The sequence below is a fragment of the Devosia sp. 67-54 genome (assembly GCF_001899075.1).
In the GTDB taxonomy this organism is placed as follows: domain Bacteria; phylum Pseudomonadota; class Alphaproteobacteria; order Rhizobiales; family Devosiaceae; genus Devosia_A.
Window position 1 is genome coordinate 1,051,367 of the sequence record NZ_MKVA01000005.1, and the last position, 19,525, is coordinate 1,070,891.

The window sequence follows — 19,525 nt, forward strand, 5'->3', positions numbered from 1 at the left end:
GCGCCCTCCTCTGCCCTGCCTTGCGGCAGGACCGACAGACCATTGAAACAACGATCCCGGGTGCGCTTTTGGGGTCAAGCCCCGAAAGTGGCGGTCGGATACGGGCAAAGCCCGGCAAAGTCAAGCTGACGCGGTAGGGTATTTCACGACGAGATCGACTCCGGTGGACGTGGCCCCCACCCCGTCCCCTCCCCGCAAGGGCAAGGGGGAGGGGAGCCTGACTGAACCATCGTTGTATCGGTTCCATCGCCTCCCCTTCCGGGGGCGAGCGGCCCAAGCGCAGAGGCGCGTCCACCAAGACGCGAAACGCTCCGTCAGCCCTCGACCATCGCCCGGTCCAGCGTGCGCTGGCGACGGAGGCCGGGGAAGCTCTGGCTCCAGATGGCGGCCACCGCCATGGTCGCGGCGCCGCCGAGCGCCACTGCCGCCTGGGCGCCGATCCAGGCCGCCATGACGCCGGCGCGGAACTCGCCGAGCTCGTTGGAGGCGCCGATGAACACCGAATTGACGGCGTTCACCCGGCCGCGGACGCTGTCGGGGGTCCACAGCTGCATGATGGTCTCGCGGATCGACACCGACACCATGTCGCAGGCGCCGATCAAAGCGAGCAGCGGCACCGACAACCAGACGCTGGTGGAGAGGCCGAAGAGCAGCGTGAACAGGCCGAAGCCGCCCACGAAGACGAAGAGGATCACCCCGGCATTGTCGCGGATGGGGAAGCGGGCGAGGAGGAGCGCCGTGGCGATGGCGCCGACGCCGGGGGCGCCTCGCAGCAGGCCGAGGCCCCAGGGGCCGACCTCGAGGATGTCGCGGGCGAACACCGGCAGCAGCGCCACCGCGCCGCCCATCAGCACGGCGAACAGATCGAGCGAGATGGCGCCCAGCACCACCTTCTGGTCGAAGATGTAGCGGAAGCCGGCCAGCAGCGTCTGCACGCTGCTCGGCTCGCTGCTGCTGCGCGGCTGCTGGTGCACCTGGCCAATGGCGATGGCGGCGACGCCCACCAGCGCCACGGCGGTGCCGTAGGCGACGGCCGGGCCGACGCCGTAGAGCAGGCCGCCCACCACCGGGCCGACGATGCCGGCCAGCTGCCAGGCGGTGGCGTTCATGGTCACCGCGTTGGCGAGCGCCTGCGGCGGCACGAGGTTGGGCGCCAGCGAGGCACCGGCGGGGCCGATGAAGGCGCGGGCGGTGCCGAGGCAGACCAGCACCACGAAGAACGGCCAGATGATGTGCAGATGCTGGAGCGAAAAGGCGAGGAAGGCGAGGCCGCAGCACGCTTCCACCGCCAGCGCCGCCTGGATGATGCGGCGGCGCGGGAAGCGGTCGGCGGCGAGGCCGGTCACCAGCACCAGGAGCAGCGCCGGCAGGAACTGCGCCAGCCCGACCAGCCCGAGCAGCAGCGGCGAACGGGTAATGTCGTAGACCTGCCAGCCCAGCGATACCGAGGCGATCTGCGCGGCAAAGCTCGAGCAGAGCGAGGTGGCCCAGAACAGGCGGTAGTCGCGATAGGCGAAGGCCCTGGTGGCAGGAGCGGCCGAACCGGCGGGAGAGGACATGGCAGCCGAGCCCATCGCACGCCGGCCCGATGCGGTCAAATCGGCTCGCCCGCCTGCCCCCGGTTCGGACGGTTGGCCTTGGGGCGCTCGTGCTTGCGCTCGATCGCGGAGATCACCCCGTGCAGGGTGCGCACCTCCTGGCCCGACAGGGTGCCGCGGCTCAGCATGGCGCGGAGGTTGTTGACCACGTGCGGCCGCTTGTCGGGGGCGGTGAAGAACCCGGCCTCGTCGAGCGCGCGCTCGAGATGCTCGAACAGGCTCAGCAATTCGCCCTTGGTGGCGGGCTCGGCGACGGTTTCGGAGAACAGCAGCCTGTTGCCGAGGTCGGTCTGGCGCCGCCACTCATAGGCCATGATCAGCACCGCCTGGGCGATGTTGAGCGAGGCGAAGGCGGCCTCGACCGGCAGCGTCACGATGGCGTCGGCGAGCGCCACCTCCTCGTTATAGAGGCCCCAGCGCTCGCGGCCGAACAGGATGCCGGCGCCGCCGGCGCCGGTTTCGATATGGGCGATCACCCGCTGCGAGGCCTCTTCCGGACCCAGCACCGGCTTCTGCAGGTCGCGGCGGCGGGCGGTGGTGGCGTAGACCAGCGACAAATCGGCGATCGCCGCCTCGGTGCTCGGGTACACCCGCACCCGCTCGATCACGTGGTCGGCGCGCGAGGCGGCGGCCACCGCCTTCTCGTTGGGCCAGCCGTCGCGCGGGTTGACCAGCCGCAGATCCCACAGGCCGAAATTGGCCATGGCCCGCGCCGTGGTGCCGATGTTCTCGCCGAGCTGCGGTTCGCACAGGATGATCGCGGGGCTCGGGCGATACTCGAATTTCTGGGTCTTGTCGGTGCCGGCCATGGCCGGCACTTACGGCGGAAGCCGCGGGAAGATCAAGCGACCTTGTGGCGGGTGATCTCGTGCACCTTGGCGCCGCGGCTCCATTCGCGGTCGAGCACGGCAAAGTGCAGTTCCTCGTCCCACTCGCCCTGGAACAGCGCGTGCTCGCGATAATGCGCCTCGAGCCGCATGCCGAGCCGCTTCAGCAGCCGGGCCGAGGCCTCGTTCTGGCCGGCGGTGCGGGCATAGACGCGATGCAGGCGGAACTCCTCGAAGCCGAGGGTCACCACCGCCTTCACCGCCTCGGAGGCATAACCCTTGTTGCGGAACAGCGGTCCGATGGCGAAGCGGATTTCGCCCTGCGCGGCGGTGGAGTCGGTGTAGCGCAGCGACACGTGCCCCATCACCTTGCCGTCGGATTTGCGCACGATGGCGAGGGTCAGCACTTCACCCGGCCGGGTGAGGCGGGTCTGCTTGCGCATCGATTCGAAGGCCGCCTTGGCCTCCGATTTGTCGCGCGCCTTCCAGTCGAGGTAGCGCTGCACGTCGGGCAGCGAATAGTAGCTCAGCACCCCGTCGAGATCGGATTTCTCGAAGGGCCGCAGGATCAATCGTTCGGTTTTGATGGTCTGGTCAGATATAGCCATTGGCGCCCTCCGCTGCGCGCTAAGCCCTGACCACAAAACGTGACCCGCGACGGCCCAGTTCCGGCCGCCATCTGAACTAAATTTTCGTGATCGTCACAAATCCGTCGCAGCGCTGCGCGCCGCCCCACTCGCGATCGAGGATGGCGAAGATTCGCTCCTCGTCCCAGCGCCCCTTGAAATGCGCATGCTCGCGAAAATGCGCCTCCTGGCGCATGCCCAGCCGCTGCATGACGCGGAACGAAGCGGTGTTGCGGGCGTCGCAGCGCGCGTAGACGCGGTGCATGCCGGCATCGGCGAAGGCGAACGCCAGCAGCCCGCACGCGGCCTCGGTAGCATAGCCCCGGCCGTGCACGTCGGGGTGGAAGATGTAGCCGATCTCGGCCTGCCGGTCGGCGACGCTGCGCCAGATCAGCGACACCTCGCCGATCAGCCGGCTGTCGTCGCGGCGCTCCACGGCCAGGAGGATCTTGTCGCCCTCCCCCGAGAACGCCACCTGCGTGGTGCGGGCCCGCACCGCTTCGGCGCATTCCTCGTGGTTCATCGGCTCGTCGAACAGATATTCGGCCACGTCCGGCCGGCTGCGGTAGGAATAGACGGCGTCGACGTCGCCGCGGTTGAACGGCCGAAGCCGCAGCCGCGCCGTCTCGATGGGGTAGCGCGGCACGTAGAGGACGGCGGCCGGGATAGGAAGCGGCTGGCTCTGGCTCATGGCTGGCCGGAGGTAAGCCCGTCGCGCCGGCAAATCAACCGCTTGCGGCGCAACGTCCGCCGGTGCAGCCTCCGGCGCATGGACCGCGCGCCCCGCCCTGTCGTCGACCTTACGGCCCGCTGCGCCTGCGGCGGCGTTTCGCTGCACTTTGCCGGCAAGGTGCTGTCGATGTTCCTGTGCTCGTGCGAGGACTGCCAGCGCGCCACCGGCACCGGCCATGCCGCCATCGTGCTGGCGCGGCGGGCCGATGTCAGCGTCACCGGCGAAACGCGCAGCTTCAGCCGTCCCGCCAATTCCGGCGCGACGCTGACCAGCAGCTTCTGCCCCGATTGCGGCACGCCGCTGTTGGCGCAATCGAGCCGGGCGGCGGAGCTCGCGATGCTGCCGGTCGGCCTGTTCGGCGCCGCGGCGGCGGCGTGGTACGCGCCCAACCAGCTGATCTTTGCGCGCAGCCACCGCGAGTGGGATGTGATCGACGCCGCCCTGCCGCAGCACCAGACCTATCGCGACGGCGGAGCGATGATGTGACCGCCGCCTCAGATGCGCTCGCCGTGCGGCTCCGGCCGTTGCTGCCCAAGGGGCTGGCCGAAAAGGCCATGTTCGGCGGCATCGGCTTCATGCTGGACGGCAACATGCTGGTGGCGACCACGGCCAACGGGGATTTGCTGGTGCGGATCGATCCCGAAAAGATGGAGGCGGCGCTGGCGCGGCCCGGGACGTCCCGGATGCAGATGGGCTCGCGGACGATGAGCGGCTTCGTCGCGGTCGATCCGGACGCCCTGCCCGACGCCGCCGCGCTCAAGGACTGGATCGCCACCGCCCGCGCCTACGTCAGGAGCCTGCCGCCAAAATGAAGACCGCCGCGAGGAGTTCGACGCTCGACCACCTCGTCGACCGCATCCGCCTGCTGCTCGAGGGCGATCCGCGGATCAGCGAAAAGCAGATGTTCGGCGGCCTGACCTTCCTGCTCAACGGCCACATCCTGGTCGGCTGCAAGAAGGACGGCCGCATCCTCCTCAGCGTCGGCCGCGAGCACAATGACGCGGCGCTGGCCCGGCCCGGCGCCACGCAGATGATGCATCGCGACCGGCCGATGACCGGCTTCGTGTGGATCGACGCCGACGCCATCGAGGACGACGACGACCTGGCCGACTGGGTGCGCACCGCCGAGCGCTGGGTGGCGCAGATGCCGATCGAGGCGCCGAAGCCGGCCAGGCGGGCGGCTAAACCGCGGAAAACACCAGCGACGCGTTGACGCCGCCGAAGCCGAAGGAGTTGCTGAGCGCGTGCTTCAGTGTCTTCGGCTTGGCCTCGAGCGGCACCAGGTCGAACTGTTTCGCCACCTCTTCCGGGTCGTGCAGGTTGAGCGTGGGCGGCAGCATCTGGTGGCGGAGCGCGAGGATGGAGAACACCGCCTCGATGGCGCCGGCGGCTCCCAGCATATGGCCGGTGGCCGATTTGGTCGAGCTCACCGCCAGCGATTGGCCACGGTCGCCGAACACGGCGCGGATGCCGTTGATTTCGGCGTTGTCGCCGACCTCGGTGGAGGTGGCGTGGGCGTTGACGTAGCCGATATCGTCGGGGCGGAGGCCGGCGCTGCGGATCGCCTGGTTCATGGCGACCTGGGCGCCGGCGCCGTCGGGCGAGCCGGCGGTCAGATGGTAGGCGTCGGCCGAGGTGCCGTAGCCGGCCGCGATGGCGAGCGGGGTGGCGCCGCGGGCGAGCGCGTGGCTCAGCTTTTCGATGACGATGACCGCGGCGCCCTCCGACAAAACGAAGCCGGCATGGCCCTTGTCGAAAGGGCGCGAGGCCTCGGTGGGGGTGTCGTTGTGGCTGGTGTCGAGGGCGCGGCTCGCGGCGAAGCCGCCGATCGAGATGGGATCGACCGAGCCCTCGGCGCCGCCGCACACCATCACTTCGGCCTCGCCGGTGCGGATCAGCCGCATGGCGTCGCCGATGGCCTGGGCCGAGGCGGCGCAGGCGGTGACCGGCGCGCCGATCGGTCCCTTGAAGCCGTATTTGATGGAAATCCAGCCGGCCGCGAGGTTGGCGAGGAAGCTCGGCACGGTGAACGGCGACAGCCGCCGCGGCCCCTTGTCGTTGATGATGTTGACCGCCTCGGCCATCACCGGCGAGCCGCCGACGCCCGAGCCGATGATGGTGCCGGTCACCGCCTGCTTTTCCGGCGTGTCGGCCACCCAGCCGGACTGCGCCAGCGCCTCGGCCGCGGCGCCCAGCCCGTACTGGATGAACAGGTCCATCTTCTTGATGTCCTTGGGATCGATGACTCGCGTCGGGTCGAAGCCGTCGGGCTGCTCCTTGCCGGGCACCAGCCCCGCGATCTTGCAGGCGAATTCGGTGGTGTCGAAACGCGTGTTGACGACGGTGCCGCTGCGGCCCGCCATCAGCGCCTGCCAGTTGGCGTCGACGCCAACCCCCAGCGGCGAGACGGCGCCCATGCCGGTGACGACAATCGGATCGGAATCGGCCATGTCAAAATCCCTTTCAGACTTTGGCGAGACGCTGCAGCATCTTGATGCTGTCGTCGAAGATTGTGGATGAAAGCTCGGCCTGCATGTCGAGTTGCGCCCGCCGCCACGACGGCAGCACGTCGGCGACCAGCGCCGCGCCCTTGGGCGTCACTTCCGGGATGCGGCCATTGCCGCGGTCGGGGTGCCGGGAGGCGACCAGCCCCATGGCCTCGAGCTTGTCGAGATTGCGGGTCAGCGTGGTGCGGTCGAAGCCGCGCGCCTCGGCCAGGGCGCTGACGGTGACTCCGGGCATCTCGCCCAGGCCCCCGAGCAGCGAGAGCTGCGTCGCGGTGATGCCGAACGGCCGCAGATAGGCGTCGTAGCGGCGGGTGACCGCGCGCGCCGCCATGCGCGAATTGGACACCAGGCACTGGCTGAAATCGTCCGGCATGGGGCGAGAGATAGCGTGTATCTACACGGTGTCAAGGTCGGCTCGGCTGCGCTGTCTCCATCCGGGCAGCCTCGGCAGACGGCGTCGAGGCCGCCTAGTCCCCTTCTCCGCTTGCTGTTTCGTGCTATAGCGCGCCGCAGCATTCCCTGAGGAGACCTCTATGTCCAAGATCAAAGTCGCCAACCCTGTCGTCGACCTCGACGGCGATGAGATGACCCGCATCATCTGGCAGGCGATCAAGGACAAGCTGATCCTTCCCTATCTCGACCTGCCGATCGAATATTACGACCTCGGCGTCGAGAACCGCGACAAGACCAACGACCAGGTGACGATCGACGCCGCCAACGCCATCAAGAAATACGGCGTCGGCATCAAATGCGCGACCATAACGCCGGACGAGGCGCGCGTCGAAGAGTTCAAGCTCAAGAAGATGTGGAAGTCGCCCAACGGCACCATCCGCAACATCCTGGGCGGCGTGATCTTCCGCGAGCCGATCATCTGCAAGAACGTGCCGCGGCTGGTGCCGGGCTGGACGCAGCCGATCATCGTCGGCCGCCACGCCTTCGGCGACCAGTACAAGGCCACCGATTTCGTCGTTCCCGGCAAGGGCAAGCTGACGATCAAGTTCACCGGCGAGGACGGCAAGGTGATCGAGCACGACGTGTTCGACTATCCGGGCGGCGGCGTGGCGATGGCGATGTACAACCTCGACGACTCCATCCGCGACTTCGCGCATGCCTCGTTCAACTACGCCATCAACCGCAAGGTGCCGTGCTACCTCAGCACCAAGAACACCATTCTCAAGGCCTATGACGGGCGCTTCAAGGACATCTTCCAGGAGATCTACGACAGCCAGTACAAGGCCAAGTTCGAAGAGCTGAAGATCTGGTACGAGCATCGGCTGATCGACGACATGGTGGCCTCGGCGCTGAAGTGGAGCGGCGGCTATGTGTGGGCCTGCAAGAACTACGACGGCGACGTGCAGTCCGACACCGTGGCGCAGGGGTTCGGCTCGCTCGGCCTGATGACCTCGGTGCTGATGACGCCCGACGGCAAGATCGTCGAGGCCGAGGCGGCGCACGGCACGGTGACCCGCCACTACCGGCAGCACCAGCAGGGCAAGGAAACCTCGACCAATTCCACCGCCTCGATCTTCGCCTGGACCCGCGGCCTCGCGCACCGGGCCAAGCTCGACCACAATATCGAGCTGGGCAAGTTCGCCGATACGCTCGAGAAGGTCACCGTGGCAACCATCGAGGAGGGCAAGATGACCAAGGATCTGAGCCTGCTCGTCGGTCCCGACCAGCAATGGCTCAGCACGCTGGGGTTCCTCGATGCGATCGACGCCAACCTCAAGACGGCGATGGCCTGACATGGCGCGCCGCCGGGTTCCACGCGATCCCGGCGCCGGCCGCCGGCTGGAACGGCGGTCCATCGGCGCGAGCCTCTTGGCGCTGGCGATGCTGGCGCCGGCCATGGCGGGCGCCGACGACAAGCGCATCGACGCCCCGGCCTTCACCGCAATCGAGGTTTCCTCCGACATCGCCGCGGTCGTCCATACGGGCGGCGCCATTTCGGTGGTGGCGCATGGCGATGCGCCGGGGCTCGCTGCGCTGCGCACCGAGGTCAAGGACGGCATTTTGCGCGCCTGGATGGAGACGAAAGCGCTCGATGCCGGAAAGCATCGGGTGACGCTCGACATCGGCGTGGCAGAGCTCGGCGCGATGCTTGCCAGCGGCGGCGCCTCCATCGACATCTCCAACTGGACCGGCGAGGCGCTGAGCGCGGAAGCCGACGGCGGCGCGTCGATCACGGCGCACGAGGCGCGCGGCACCGCCTTCGTGCTGCGCGCCAATGGCGGCGGCAGCCTGGTGATTTCGGGCGCCTGCGACAGCGCCGACGCCAGCTCCAGCGCCGGGGGGCGCCTCGACGCCGTGGCCCTCGCCTGCGCCGACGTGGTGGCGCGCGCCACGGGCGGCGCGGCGCTCGGCATCGGCGCCAGCCGCTCGGTCGATGCCGAGGCCAGCAACGGCGCCAGCATCACCGTGCGCGGCAGGCCAGCGCGCACCCATACCGTGTCGAAGAACGGCGGCAGCATTCGCGTCGAGTAGCGGCGGCCGCCATGTCCTCGCCACATAGCTTGCGCATCCGAGGTGGAGGGCGGAGGGCAGCATGATCAAGCGGATTCTCGTCGGGCTGGTGGTGGTCATCGGCGCGATCTATTTGTGGAACGCGTCGTGGCTGGCGCCGGCGCCGGACGGCGGCATCCGCCTCATCGCGCATCGCGGCATGCACCAGGCGTTCGACCTTGCCGGCGTCAAGAACGACACCTGCACGGCGACGCGCATCCGCGAGCCGATCGTGCCCGAGATCGAGAACACCCTGCCGGCGATGCAGGGCGCCTTCGCCGCCGGCGCCTATGCCGTGGAGCTCGACGTGCATCCGACCACCGACGGGCATTTCGCGGTGTTCCACGACTGGACGCTCAACTGCCGCACCGAGGGCACCGGCGAGACGCGATCGCACGACCTCGCTTATCTCCAGACGCTCGATGTCGGCTACGGCTACACCGCCGACGGCGGCAAGACGTTTCCGCTGCGCGGCACCGGCGTGGGCATGATGCCGTCGCTGGAGGAGGTGATGGCGGCGATGCCCGACAAGCACTTCATCATCAATTTCAAGTCCAAGGAGCAGCGCGAGGGCGACATGCTGGCCGATTTCGTGGCCGCGCATCCGGAGTGGACGTCGGCGGTGTGGGGCGCCTATGGCGGCGACGCGCCGGTGTTCGAGGCCAAGGCCAAGCTGCCCGACATCAAGGCCTGGGGCGGCAAGCAGATGATCGGCTGCGTAACCCAATATCTGGGCTATGGCTGGACCGGCATCGTGCCGGCGCCGTGCCGCGACACCATGGTGATGGTGCCGATCAACTTCGCCTGGCTGCTGTGGGGCTGGCCCAACCGCTTCATCGACCGCATGCAGGCGGCCGGCTCGGAGGTGATCCTGATCGGCCCCTACAGCCCGGGCGACGCCGGCACCTCCGGCATCGACACGGCCGCCGAGGCCGCGGCCATCCCGGCGGACTTTTCAGGCTACATCTGGACCAACGAGATCGCGACGATCGCGCCGCTCCTCAAGGCCCGAAACTGACATGTCAGCCATCGACGCATCCCGCCGCCGAGCGTATAGGTAGCCAAGCTCCCACCCCGAGTCCTCGAGTTCCAGATGCCTCCCGGCGTCCTTTTCGCCCTTAGCGCGTATGCGCTCTATTCGTGCTGCGACGCCATCATCAAGGGCCTGGGCAGCGGCCTTTCCGTCTACGAGCTGGCCTTCTTCACCACGCTGTTCTCGCTGATCCCGGTGATCTTCACCACGCCCAAGGGCGAAAGCTGGTGGCGGCTGTTCCACCTCAAGCATCCGTGGCTGCTCAACATGCGCGGCGTCAGCGGCATGCTGGGCAACCTCTGCATCATCTACGCCTTCGTGACGATTCCGCTGGCCGAGGCGTATTCGCTGGCGTTCCTCGCGCCGGTGTTCATCGTGTTCATCTCGGTGTGGCTGCTGGCCGAAAAGGTCAGCGTGCCGCGCTGGGCGCTGCTGGCGGCGAGCTTCATCGGCGTGCTGATCGTAGTGCGGCCGGGCTTCCGCGAGCTGCATCTGGGGCACCTCGCGGCGATCATGGCGGCGGTCTGCGGCGCCGTCACCACCAGCGTGCTGCGGCGGATCGCCAAGGAGGAGCAGCGGATCAGCCTGATCGGCGTCGCCTCGCTCTATATCCTTGTGGTCAACGGCGCCATGATGGTGATCACCGGCGCCTTCCACCTGCTGGACCTGCGGCAGCTCGCGCTGCTGCTGACGGTGGGGGCGCTGGGCGGCACCGGCAACATGCTGTTCATCGCCGCGACGCGGCATGCGCCGGCGAGCCTCGTGGCGCCGATCCAGTACAGCCAGATCTTCTGGGCCATCCTGTTCGGGGCGGTGTTCTACTACGAATATCCCGACGGCATCGCCTATATCGGGCTGGCCGCGATCGTGGTGGCCGGCATCTTCAACGTGCTCGACGACCGCACGCGCATCCGCTTCCTGCCGCATCTGTCGCAGGGCGGCGAGGGGCCGTCGGTGCTGCGCGAGTCGACGCGGCCGCTGCGCGCCATCGACGAGGAAGGCGCGGTGCTGGAGGCGCCGATCGCCGGCGCCGCCGAGGCGACGTCGTCGGAGCGCTGAGTCGGCCGCCACGGCTGGAGGCTTCCCTATTTGCTCTGGCCGATCGGCCGCGAGAGCGTCCGCTCGGCCAACCGCGGGGGTGGGGTCAGAGCGCTGAGCGCACCGCCGCCACGGCATCCGCCGCCTTGCCGCCATCGGGACCGCCGCCCTGGGCCATGTCGGGACGGCCGCCGCCGCCCTGCCCGCCCAGCGCCGCCGTGGCCCGCTTCACCAGATCGGCGGCCGAGAATTTTCTCGTCAGATCGTCGGTGACGCCGACCGCGACGGTGCCCTTGCCGTCCTCGCCCCGGAGCGCGAGGGCGACGACGCCGGAGCCGAGCTTTTTCTTTTCGGCATCGACCAGGCCACGCAGATCCCTGGCCTGCACGCCCTCGACGACGCGGCCGACGAAGGCGGTGCCGTTGACCGTCTCGGCCGCGGTCGCCGCGGCGCCGGACGCGCCGCCGAGCGCCAGCTTCTTCTGCGCGTCGCTGAGCGCGCGCTCGGCCTTCTTGAGGTTGTCCTGCAGCGCCTCGATGCGCGGCAGCATGTCGGCCGGCGTGGTGCGCAGCACGTCGGCGGCGCTCTGCACCAGATTGGCGTTGCTGCGCGCATGGTGGCGGGCGCCGCGCGCGGTGAGCGCCTCGATGCGGCGCACGCCGGCGGCGACGCCGCTGTCGCCGAGCACGGTGATGAGGCCGATGTCGCCGGTGCGCCGCACATGCGTGCCGCCGCACAGCTCGACCGACCAGCCGACGGCGTTGCCGGTGGGATCGCCCATCGACACGACGCGCACCTCGTCGCCGTATTTCTCGCCGAACAGAGCGCGGGCGCCGGACTGCTTGGCCTCCTCGACCCCCATCAGGCGGGTTTCGACCGGGGAGTTCTGCAGCACGATGTCGTTGGCGATGTCCTCGACCTCGGCCAGCTCCTGCGCCGTGATCGGCTTGGTGTGGACGAAGTCGAAGCGCAGCCGGTCGGGCGTCACCAGCGAGCCGCGCTGGGCGACGTGGTCGCCGAGCACCAGCCGCAGCGCCTCGTGCAGCAGATGCGTCGCCGAATGGTTGGCGCGGATGGCCGAGCGGCGCTGGTGGTCGACCAGCAGGCCGAGCGGCGTGCCGATGCGCAGCGCGCCGGCGGTGACCTTGACGCGATGGCCGAAGACGCCCTGGTTCTTGACGGTGTCGAGCACGTCGGCGGCGTTCTGCTCGAACGACATGCTGCCGGTGTCGCCGACCTGGCCGCCGCTCTCCCCGTAGAACGGCGTTTGGTTGAGGACGACGTAGCCCTCCTCGCCGGCCTTGAGCTCGTCGACCATGCGGCCGTCCTTGACCAGCGCGGTGACCACGCCTTCGGCGGCTTCGGTCTCGTAGCCCAGAAATTCGGTGGGGCCGACCTTGTCGGCGACGGCGAACCACACCTTGTCCTCGCCGACCTCGCCGGAGCCCGACCAGCTCGCCCGCGCCTCGGCACGCTGGCGCGCCATGGCGTCCTCGAAGCCGGACAGGTCGACGGTGATGCCGCGGGTGCGCAGCGCGTCCTGCGTCAGATCGAGCGGGAAGCCGTAGGTGTCGTAGAGCTTGAAGGCGGTGACGCCCTCGAGCATGTCGCCCTGCTTGAGATCGGCGGTGGCGTCGTCGAGGATGGCGAGGCCGCGGCTCAGGGTCTTGAGGAAGCGCTGCTCCTCGAGGCGGACGGTTTCCTCGATCATCTGCTCGCCGCGCACCAGCTCGGGATAGGCCTGGCCCATCTCGCGCACCAGCGTGGGCACGATCCTGTGGATCACCGGCTCGGCGGCGCCGAGCAGGGTCGCGTGGCGCATGGCGCGGCGCATGATGCGGCGCAGCACGTAGCCGCGGCCTTCATTGGAGGGCAGCACGCCCTCGGCGATGAGGAAGCTCATCGAACGCAGATGGTCGGAGATGACGCGCAGGCTGGGGTTGGCGGGGTCGCCAGTGTAGCCGGTGGCCTGCTGCGCCGAGGCGATCAGCGCCCGGAACAGGTCGATCTCGTAATTGTTGTTGGTGCCCTGCATCACCGCGGCGACGCGCTCGAGGCCGGAGCCGGTGTCGACCGAGGGTTTCGGCAGCGGGATGCGCGAGCCGTCCGGCAGCTGCTCGAACTGCATGAAGACGAGGTTCCAGATCTCGACGAAGCGGTCGCCGTCCTCCTCGGGCGTGCCCGGGGGGCCGCCCCAGTATTTGTCGCCGTGGTCGTAGAAGATTTCCGAGCACGGGCCGCACGGGCCGGTGTCGCCCATCTGCCAGAAGTTCGACTTGGCGCCGAGGCGGACGATGCGCTCCTCCGGCAGGCCGGCGATCTTCTTCCACAGCGCCATCGCCTCGTCGTCATCCTGGTAGATGGTGGCGGTGAGCTTGGCTGCCGGCAGGCCCCATTCCTTGGTGAGCAGGTTCCAGGCGAGCTCGATCGCGCGCTCCTTGAAATAGTCGCCGAAGGAGAAATTGCCGAGCATTTCGAAGAAGGTGTGGTGCCGCGCGGTGAAGCCGACATTGTCGAGGTCGTTGTGCTTGCCGCCGGCGCGCACGCATTTCTGCGCCGTGGTGGCGCGCACATAGTCGCGCTTTTCGGCGCCGGTGAAGACGTTCTTGAACTGCACCATGCCGGCATTGGTGAACATCAGCGTCGGATCGTTGCGCGGCACCAGCGGCGACGAGGGGACAATGGTGTGCCCGTTCTTCTCGAAGAAGCCGAGGAAGGAAGACCGGATATCGTTCACGCTCTGCATGGCACGTCTCGTCACAAGAAAAAGGGCGGCTCAATGCCGCCGCAACGTCAGGAAAGGCCTTCTATCGCGGGGCTTGCGGCTATGTCCACTGCGATGAGGGCGGCGGCGCGCGGGAGGCTCCCGCATGCCGGTGCCGTCCCTGCGACAGCGGGGAGCCAATTCGGGGCCGGCGCTGGGGGGCATGGGTCCCCGCGTTGGCGAAGCCCATGCCGCCTGGATGAGCGTGCAGACCGGCGTCGGCTCGGCTGTCGTCCCTGCGAAAACAGGACCCACGCCACTCCTGGCGCCAATGTCGGGTTGGGTCCCCGCTGTCGCGGGGATGGCACGGGTGGATGAGGCTGTTCCCTAGCTCCCACACCCATCGGGTGTGACGCACCTCACACCCGATGGGAGGCGTAAAAAACAACAAGGGCGACGGGGGTGACCCGTCGCCCTCTGACCGAACCCCGTGACAGGTTCGAATGGGTTATTCGCTGTCGGCGGCCTCGTCGCCTTCCGGGCCGGACAGCAGGGCCTCGTTGAGCAGGCCCGAGCTTTCGCGCACCGACGCCTCGATGGCGTCGGAGATCTGGGGGTTGTCCTTGAGGAACTGGCGGGCGTTCTCGCGGCCCTGGCCCAGCCGCTGGCTGTCGTAGGAGAACCAGGCGCCGGACTTTTCGACGACGCCGGACTTGACGCCGAGATCGAGCAATTCGCCGGTCTTGGAGATGCCCTCGCCATACATGATGTCGAATTCGACCTGGCGGAACGGCGGGGCGAGCTTGTTCTTGACCACCTTGACGCGGGTCTGGTTGCCGATGACCTCCTCGCGCTCCTTGATGGCGCCGATGCGGCGGATGTCGAGGCGCACCGAGGAGTAGAACTTCAGGGCGTTGCCGCCGGTGGTGGTTTCCGGCGAACCGTACATGACGCCGATCTTCATGCGGATCTGGTTGATGAAGATCACCATGGCCTTCGACTTGGAGATCGAGGCGGTGAGCTTGCGCATGGCCTGGCTCATCAGGCGGGCCTGCAGGCCCGGCAGCGCGTCGCCCATCTCGCCCTCGAGCTCGGCCTTGGGGGTGAGCGCGGCGACCGAATCGACCACCAGCACGTCGATGGCGCCGGAGCGCACCAGGGTGTCGGCGATCTCGAGCGCCTGCTCGCCGGAATCGGGCTGGGAGATCAGCAGCTCGTCGACCTTGACGCCGAGCTTTTTGGCATAGACCGGATCGAGCGCATGCTCGGCGTCGACGAAGGCGCAGATGCCGCCGTTCTTCTGGGCTTCGGCCACGACGTGCAGGGCCAGGGTGGTCTTGCCCGAGCTTTCCGGCCCGAACACCTCGATGATGCGGCCGCGCGGCAGGCCGCCGATGCCCAGCGCGATATCGAGCCCGAGCGACCCCGTGGAAATGGCCTCGACCTGGACGATCGCGCCCTGGTCGAACTTCATCACGGTGCCCTTGCCGAAATTGCGCTCGATCTGGCTGAGCGCGGCGGCAAGCGCCTTGTCCTTGTCCATGGAACCCTCGATAACGCGAAGCGGTGCGGCTGCAGCAGCCATAGAGATTCTCCTTATTCCATGCCGGAGGACGGGCGGAAAGCGCGTCGGTACGTGCGGTGTATGTGCCTACTTTGTTCTCATTTTGTTTCCAAATCGTCAAGAGGCATTTCGCGTCTTTTGTCACCTGCGCCAGCCGCGTCATGACGCCAGGAAGTCACGTCCGATAGGCCGGATTGCGGGGCTGTGCGCCGTAAAATCATACTTATGACGCTTGCGTTTTGGGTGTGGTCTGGCACTAGTGCGCGCCAGCGCGGAGGAGCGGACGATGAATTTGATCCAGTTCACCAAGGACAATGGCGGCCGGGCGGTCGGCGCGATCGACAAGGGCAAGGCGCATGTCGTGAAGGGCGCCGACAGCGTCTACCGGCTGGCGCTCAAGGCGGCGGCGGATGGGGTGAAGCTCAAGGCGCTGGTCGGCGACAAGGGGCTGGGCAAGGCCATCGATGCGGCGGCGATCCTCAAGGAAGGCCGCATGCTGCCGCCGATCGACCATCCCGATCCGGCGCATCTTTACGTGACCGGCACCGGGCTCACGCATCTGGGCTCGGCCTCGACGCGCGACGCCATGCACAAGGCGAACCAGCAGGCGGCCGAAGCGCCGCTCACCGATTCGATGAAGATGTTCCGCATGGGGCTCGAGGGCGGCAAGCCGGCCAGGGGACAGGAGGGCGTGCAGCCCGAATGGTTCTACAAGGGCAACGGCACGATCGTGGCGGCGCCGGGCGCGCCGATCCCCTCCCCCGCCTTCGCCAAAGATGCAGGCGAGGAGCCCGAGATGGCCGGCATCTATGTGATCGACAGGAAGGGCCGGCCGTTCCGGGTGGGCTTTGCGCTCGGCAACGAGTTTTCCGACCACGTGACCGAGCGGGTGAACTATCTGTGGCTCGCCCACTCCAAGCTGCGCTGGTGCTCGTTCGGGCCGGAGCTGAGGCTCGGCGCCCTGCCCGGCAATGTCAGCGGCACCTCGCGCATCCTGCGCAAGGGCAAGGTGGTGTGGGAAAAGCCGTTCCTCAGCGGCGAGGACAACATGTCCCACAGCATCGCCAATCTCGAGCACCACCACTTCAAGTACCGGCTGTTCCGGCAGCCGGGCGACGTGCACGTGCATATGTTCGGCACCGCGACGCTGAGCTTTGCCGACGGCATCACAACCCAAGCCGGCGACGTGTTCGAGATTTCGGAGCCGCAGTTCGGCTTGCCGCTCCGCAACTCCGTGGCATGGGACAAAGCCGAGGCGGTGAAGATACACTCGCTGTGATGGCACAGAAGATTCTCTACGATACCGATCCGGGCGTCGACGACGCGATGGCGCTGCTGCTGCTGGCGCGGCACCCCGAGGTCGAACTGGTCGGCATCACGTCGGTGTTCGGCAATGCCCCGATCGAGACCACGACGCGCAACGCGCTCTACCTCAAGCAGCTGTTCGGCATCGCGGCGCCGGTGGCGCGCGGCGCCGCCAAGGCGCTGGGGTCGGCGGAGATGCCGGCGGGGGCGGCGTTCGTCCACGGCGACAACGGGCTCGGCAACATCCCGATCCCCGAGGTGACGGCCAAGGCCGATCCGCGGCCGGCGGCGCAGTTCATCGTCGACATCGTGCGGGCGCATCCGGGCGAGGTGACGATCGTCGCGGTGGGGCGGATGACCAACCTCGCCGAAGCGCTGGCGCTCGACCCCGGCATCGCGCCGCTGGTCAAGGCGGTGTCGGTGATGGGCGGGGCGTTCGGGCGCAACGGGCATTTCGGCAACGTCACGCCGGTGGCCGAAGCCAACATCATCGGCGATCCGGTGGCGGCCGACATCGTGTTCGGCGCCCGCTGGCCGATGACCATCGTCGGGCTCGACGTGACGCATGAATCGGTGATGACCGACGCCTATATGCGGGCGCTGGCCGCCGAGGCGGGCACGGACGGCGCCTTCCTGTGGGAGGTGTCGCGCTTCTATGCGGGGTTCTACACGAAGAGCCAGCAATACCTCGACGGCTTCGCCGTGCACGATTCGAGCGCCGTGGCGGCGGTGCTGCACCCGGAATTCTTCACCTATGCGCGCGGGCCGGTGCGGGTGATCGCCGACGGCATCGCCAGCGGGCAGACCATCCTCAGGCCCGAGGGCTATTACGACCGCGCCAGGGACTGGGACGGCAGGCCGTCGTGCAACGTGGCGGTGACGGTGGATGCCGCGGCGTTCCTCAGATTCTACCGCGATACCATCATCGACGGCGCGCGCTGATGTACGGGCTGATCGGCCGTATCCGGGCGGTGCCGGGCCAGCGCGCCGCGCTGGCGGCGGTAATGGTAGAGGACGGCGCGATGCCCGGCTGCCTGAGCTACGTCGTGGCCGAGGACCCGGCCGATGCCGACGTGCTGTGGGTCACCGAAGTGTGGGTGGACGAGGCGGCGCACAAGGCGTCGCTGGCGCTGCCGCAGGTGCAGGCGGCCATCGCCAAGGGGCGGCCGCTGGTCGCCGGGGTCGACAGCCACGTCGCGACGCGGGTGCTCGGCGGCATCGGGCTCAAGGGATAGCGCGGTGAACCCGTTGGCGAGCTGGCAGTTCTGGGCGCTCGGCTCGGCGGTGTTCGCGGCGCTGACGGCGATCCTCGCCAAGGTGGGCGTCGAGAACGTCAATTCCGACTTCGCCACCTTCATCCGCACCATCGTGATCCTGGCGGCGGCGGGCGCCATGGTGCTGGTCACCAAGCACTGGCAGGCGCCAGCGACGGTGACGCCCAAGACCTGGACCTTCCTGATCCTGTCGAGCATCGCCACGGGGCTGAGCTGGATCTGCTATTTCCGCGCGCTGAAGCTCGGCAACGCGGCGCAGGTGGCGCCGATCGACAAGCTGAGCGTGGTGCTGGTGGCGATCATCGCGGCGCTGTTGCTGGGCGAGAAGCTGTCGCCGATCAACTGGGCCGGCGTGGCGCTGATCGGGGTCGGCGCGGTGCTGGTGGCGCTGCGGGTGTAAGACGATGGTGCAGTCGGACCCTTCTCCCGCTTGCGGGGGAAGGTGGCGCCGAAGGCGACGGAAGGGGGGAGCCGCTTGCGCCGATGCTTGGGGCCGCCCCCTCCACCAGCTTCGCTGGTCCCCCTCCCCCGTAAACGGGAGAGGAGCGCTGACTGCAGGCTCAGACCGGCTTCTTGTACTGGTAGATGCCGACGTCGATGGAGCCTTCGGCGAAGCCGGCTTCGCAGTAGCTCAAATAGTAGACCCATTTGCGCTTGAAGGTCTCGTCGAAGCCGAGCTTCTGGATTTCGTGCCAGCGCTCGAGGAAGCGTTCGCGCCAGAGCGCCAGGGTGCGGGCGTAGCTCAGGCGGAAATTCTCGACGTTTTCGAGCATCAGGCCGACGCGCCTGCCCTGCTCGCGCATGGCCGTCTTGGTCAGCAGCATGCCGCCGGGGAAGATGTAGCGCTGGATGAAATCGGGGGTGGAGCGGTAGCCCTCGAAATCGGCCTCGTTGATGGTGATGGCCTGGATGGCGGCGGTGCCGCCGGGCTTCAGCCGGTCGAACACGGTCTGGAAATAGCTCGGCCAGTGCTCCTCGCCCACCGCCTCGATCATCTCGATGGAGCCGATGTGGTCGTACTGGCCCTCGGTGTGGCGATAATCCTCGAAATGGAAGGTGGCGAGGTTGTCAAGCCCCTGCCGGGCGATGCGCTGCTGGGCGTAGGCGAGCTGCTCGCGGCTCAGCGTGATGCCGTAAACCGAGGCGCCATAATCCTTGGCCACCGTTTCGGCGAACCCGCCCCAGCCGCAGCCGATCTCGAGCACGCTGTCGCCGGCCTTGACGCCGGCGGCGTCGGCGACGGCACGGTATTTGGCGTGCTGGGCCGCCTCCAGCGCCTGGTCGTCGGACGAAAACAGCGCGGAGGAATAGGTCATCGAAGGGTCGAGCCACTGGGCGTAAAACTCGTTGCCGAGGTCGTAATGCTCGGAGATGTTCTCCTTGGATCCGTCGACCGTGTTGGCGCGGCTCAGATGGTAGGCGATGTCCTGGGTGGCGCGGCCGAACCAGCCGGCGCCCTTGGGCTGGAACTCGTTGCGGTTCTGCAGGAAATAGCGGAACAGCGCCGTCAGATCCTCGACCTCGACGTCGCCGCGCATATAGGCGTTGGCAAAGCCCACGGTGCCGCGGCGCAGCGTTTCCGGAATCATCGAGAAATTGTGGACGACGAGCTTGGGGTGCTCGCCGGTGCCGGGCCGCCCGAAGGTCTTCGACCGGCCGTTGGGAAAGGTGATGGTCACGGCGCCGCGCTTCGGGCGGCCGATCAGCCGTTCCCCGAACCAGGCGGCGACGCCCGAGGTCAGATGGTTCCAAAGCGTCGGACCACGCAGGCTGCGCTCGTCGGCAAGCTTATCCATAGTTCATCGATCCAGAAA

At 68.1% G+C, this 19,525-nt stretch carries 20 protein-coding genes; 11 read left to right on the forward strand and 9 right to left on the reverse strand.

The window, feature by feature from the left end; all coding sequences use genetic code 11:
- Positions 1 to 314: 314 nt before the first annotated feature.
- From BGO82_RS10480 to BGO82_RS10495, 4 genes are all read right to left on the reverse strand, one after another.
- Complete coding sequence (locus tag BGO82_RS10480) at positions 315 to 1,559, reverse strand: MFS transporter (protein WP_291305498.1); 1,245 nt, start codon at positions 1,557 to 1,559, stop codon at positions 315 to 317.
- A 35-nt stretch (positions 1,560 to 1,594) separates the two neighbouring features.
- Complete coding sequence (locus BGO82_RS10485; protein ID WP_291305499.1) at positions 1,595 to 2,407, reverse strand: RNA methyltransferase; 813 nt, start codon at positions 2,405 to 2,407, stop codon at positions 1,595 to 1,597.
- Between the two features lie 32 nt (positions 2,408 to 2,439).
- On the reverse strand, positions 2,440 to 3,033 hold the full coding sequence (locus BGO82_RS10490; RefSeq protein WP_291305500.1) for a GNAT family protein: 594 nt from the start codon (positions 3,031 to 3,033) through the stop codon (positions 2,440 to 2,442).
- 76 nt (positions 3,034 to 3,109) lie between these two features.
- Positions 3,110 to 3,742, reverse strand: a complete 633-nt coding sequence (locus tag BGO82_RS10495) for a GNAT family N-acetyltransferase (protein ID WP_291305501.1) — start codon at positions 3,740 to 3,742, stop codon at positions 3,110 to 3,112.
- Between the two features lie 78 nt (positions 3,743 to 3,820).
- On the opposite strand from BGO82_RS10495, the gene BGO82_RS10500 reads away from it, so the two are divergent.
- From BGO82_RS10500 to BGO82_RS10510, 3 genes are read left to right on the forward strand one after another with little or no spacing between them, the layout of a single operon-like run.
- Complete coding sequence (locus tag BGO82_RS10500; RefSeq protein WP_291305502.1) at positions 3,821 to 4,270, forward strand: GFA family protein; 450 nt, start codon at positions 3,821 to 3,823, stop codon at positions 4,268 to 4,270.
- Positions 4,267 to 4,596, forward strand: a complete 330-nt coding sequence (locus BGO82_RS10505) for a TfoX/Sxy family protein (protein ID WP_291305503.1) — start codon at positions 4,267 to 4,269, stop codon at positions 4,594 to 4,596. Before BGO82_RS10500 ends, BGO82_RS10505 begins: the two co-directional genes overlap by 4 nt.
- Positions 4,593 to 4,997, forward strand: a complete 405-nt coding sequence (locus tag BGO82_RS10510; RefSeq protein WP_291305504.1) for a TfoX/Sxy family protein — start codon at positions 4,593 to 4,595, stop codon at positions 4,995 to 4,997. Before BGO82_RS10505 ends, BGO82_RS10510 begins: the two co-directional genes overlap by 4 nt.
- On the opposite strand, the gene fabF is transcribed toward BGO82_RS10510, so the two are convergent.
- Together fabF and BGO82_RS10520 are read right to left on the reverse strand one after the other, a co-directional pair.
- Positions 4,966 to 6,234 carry a beta-ketoacyl-ACP synthase II gene (fabF, locus tag BGO82_RS10515; protein ID WP_291305505.1) on the reverse strand — a complete coding sequence of 423 codons (1,269 nt, stop codon included), beginning with the start codon at positions 6,232 to 6,234 and terminating at the stop codon, positions 4,966 to 4,968. The two genes, BGO82_RS10510 and fabF, sit on opposite strands and share 32 nt — an antisense overlap.
- 13 nt (positions 6,235 to 6,247) lie before the next feature.
- A complete protein-coding gene (locus BGO82_RS10520; RefSeq protein WP_291305506.1) occupies positions 6,248 to 6,664 on the reverse strand; it encodes a MarR family winged helix-turn-helix transcriptional regulator in 417 nt (138 codons plus the stop codon).
- 160 nt (positions 6,665 to 6,824) lie between these two features.
- Between BGO82_RS10520 and BGO82_RS10525 the strand changes: the two genes are divergently transcribed.
- The 4 genes from BGO82_RS10525 (at position 6,825) to BGO82_RS10540 (ending at position 10,885) form a co-directional block, all read left to right on the forward strand.
- Positions 6,825 to 8,036, forward strand: coding sequence for an NADP-dependent isocitrate dehydrogenase (locus BGO82_RS10525; RefSeq protein ID WP_291305507.1), 1,212 nt, complete (start codon positions 6,825 to 6,827; stop codon positions 8,034 to 8,036).
- 1 nt (position 8,037) lies between these two features.
- On the forward strand, positions 8,038 to 8,775 hold the full coding sequence (locus BGO82_RS10530; RefSeq protein WP_291305508.1) for a DUF2807 domain-containing protein: 738 nt from the start codon (positions 8,038 to 8,040) through the stop codon (positions 8,773 to 8,775).
- A gap of 61 nt (positions 8,776 to 8,836) precedes the next feature.
- Positions 8,837 to 9,811 carry a glycerophosphodiester phosphodiesterase family protein gene (locus BGO82_RS10535; protein WP_291305509.1) on the forward strand — a complete coding sequence of 325 codons (975 nt, stop codon included), beginning with the start codon at positions 8,837 to 8,839 and terminating at the stop codon, positions 9,809 to 9,811.
- A 75-nt stretch (positions 9,812 to 9,886) separates the two neighbouring features.
- The gene (locus BGO82_RS10540; RefSeq protein WP_291305510.1) at positions 9,887 to 10,885 is read left to right on the forward strand and encodes a DMT family transporter; all 999 of its coding nucleotides are present in this window, start codon (positions 9,887 to 9,889) and stop codon (positions 10,883 to 10,885) included.
- 85 nt (positions 10,886 to 10,970) lie between these two features.
- On the opposite strand, the gene alaS is transcribed toward BGO82_RS10540, so the two are convergent.
- Complete coding sequence (alaS, locus tag BGO82_RS10545) at positions 10,971 to 13,610, reverse strand: alanine--tRNA ligase (RefSeq protein WP_291305511.1); 2,640 nt, start codon at positions 13,608 to 13,610, stop codon at positions 10,971 to 10,973.
- Between the two features lie 466 nt (positions 13,611 to 14,076).
- Entirely contained in the window at positions 14,077 to 15,111 is a 1,035-nt protein-coding gene (gene recA, locus BGO82_RS10550; RefSeq protein ID WP_291305512.1) for a recombinase RecA, read from the reverse strand.
- A gap of 307 nt (positions 15,112 to 15,418) precedes the next feature.
- Between recA and araD1 the strand changes: the two genes are divergently transcribed.
- The 4 genes from araD1 to BGO82_RS10570 are packed head-to-tail and all read left to right on the forward strand — an operon-like array spanning position 15,419 to position 18,111.
- Positions 15,419 to 16,411: an AraD1 family protein gene (gene araD1 / locus BGO82_RS10555; protein WP_291305513.1), complete on the forward strand. Its 993-nt coding sequence runs from the start codon at positions 15,419 to 15,421 to the stop codon at positions 16,409 to 16,411.
- Entirely contained in the window at positions 16,411 to 17,379 is a 969-nt protein-coding gene (locus tag BGO82_RS10560; RefSeq protein ID WP_291305514.1) for a nucleoside hydrolase, read from the forward strand. Before araD1 ends, BGO82_RS10560 begins: the two co-directional genes overlap by 1 nt.
- Positions 17,379 to 17,672, forward strand: a complete 294-nt coding sequence (locus BGO82_RS10565) for a putative quinol monooxygenase (RefSeq protein ID WP_291305515.1) — start codon at positions 17,379 to 17,381, stop codon at positions 17,670 to 17,672. The genes BGO82_RS10560 and BGO82_RS10565 overlap by 1 nt, the downstream gene beginning before the upstream one ends.
- A 4-nt stretch (positions 17,673 to 17,676) precedes the next feature.
- Positions 17,677 to 18,111 (forward strand): EamA family transporter, encoded by a 435-nt coding sequence (locus BGO82_RS10570; protein ID WP_291305516.1) that lies wholly within the window; start codon positions 17,677 to 17,679, stop codon positions 18,109 to 18,111.
- Between the two features lie 160 nt (positions 18,112 to 18,271).
- Here the strand turns inward: BGO82_RS10570 and BGO82_RS10575 are convergent, their stop codons facing one another.
- Positions 18,272 to 19,507: a cyclopropane-fatty-acyl-phospholipid synthase family protein gene (locus tag BGO82_RS10575; protein ID WP_291305517.1), complete on the reverse strand. Its 1,236-nt coding sequence runs from the start codon at positions 19,505 to 19,507 to the stop codon at positions 18,272 to 18,274.
- Between the last annotated feature and the right edge of the window lie 18 nt (positions 19,508 to 19,525).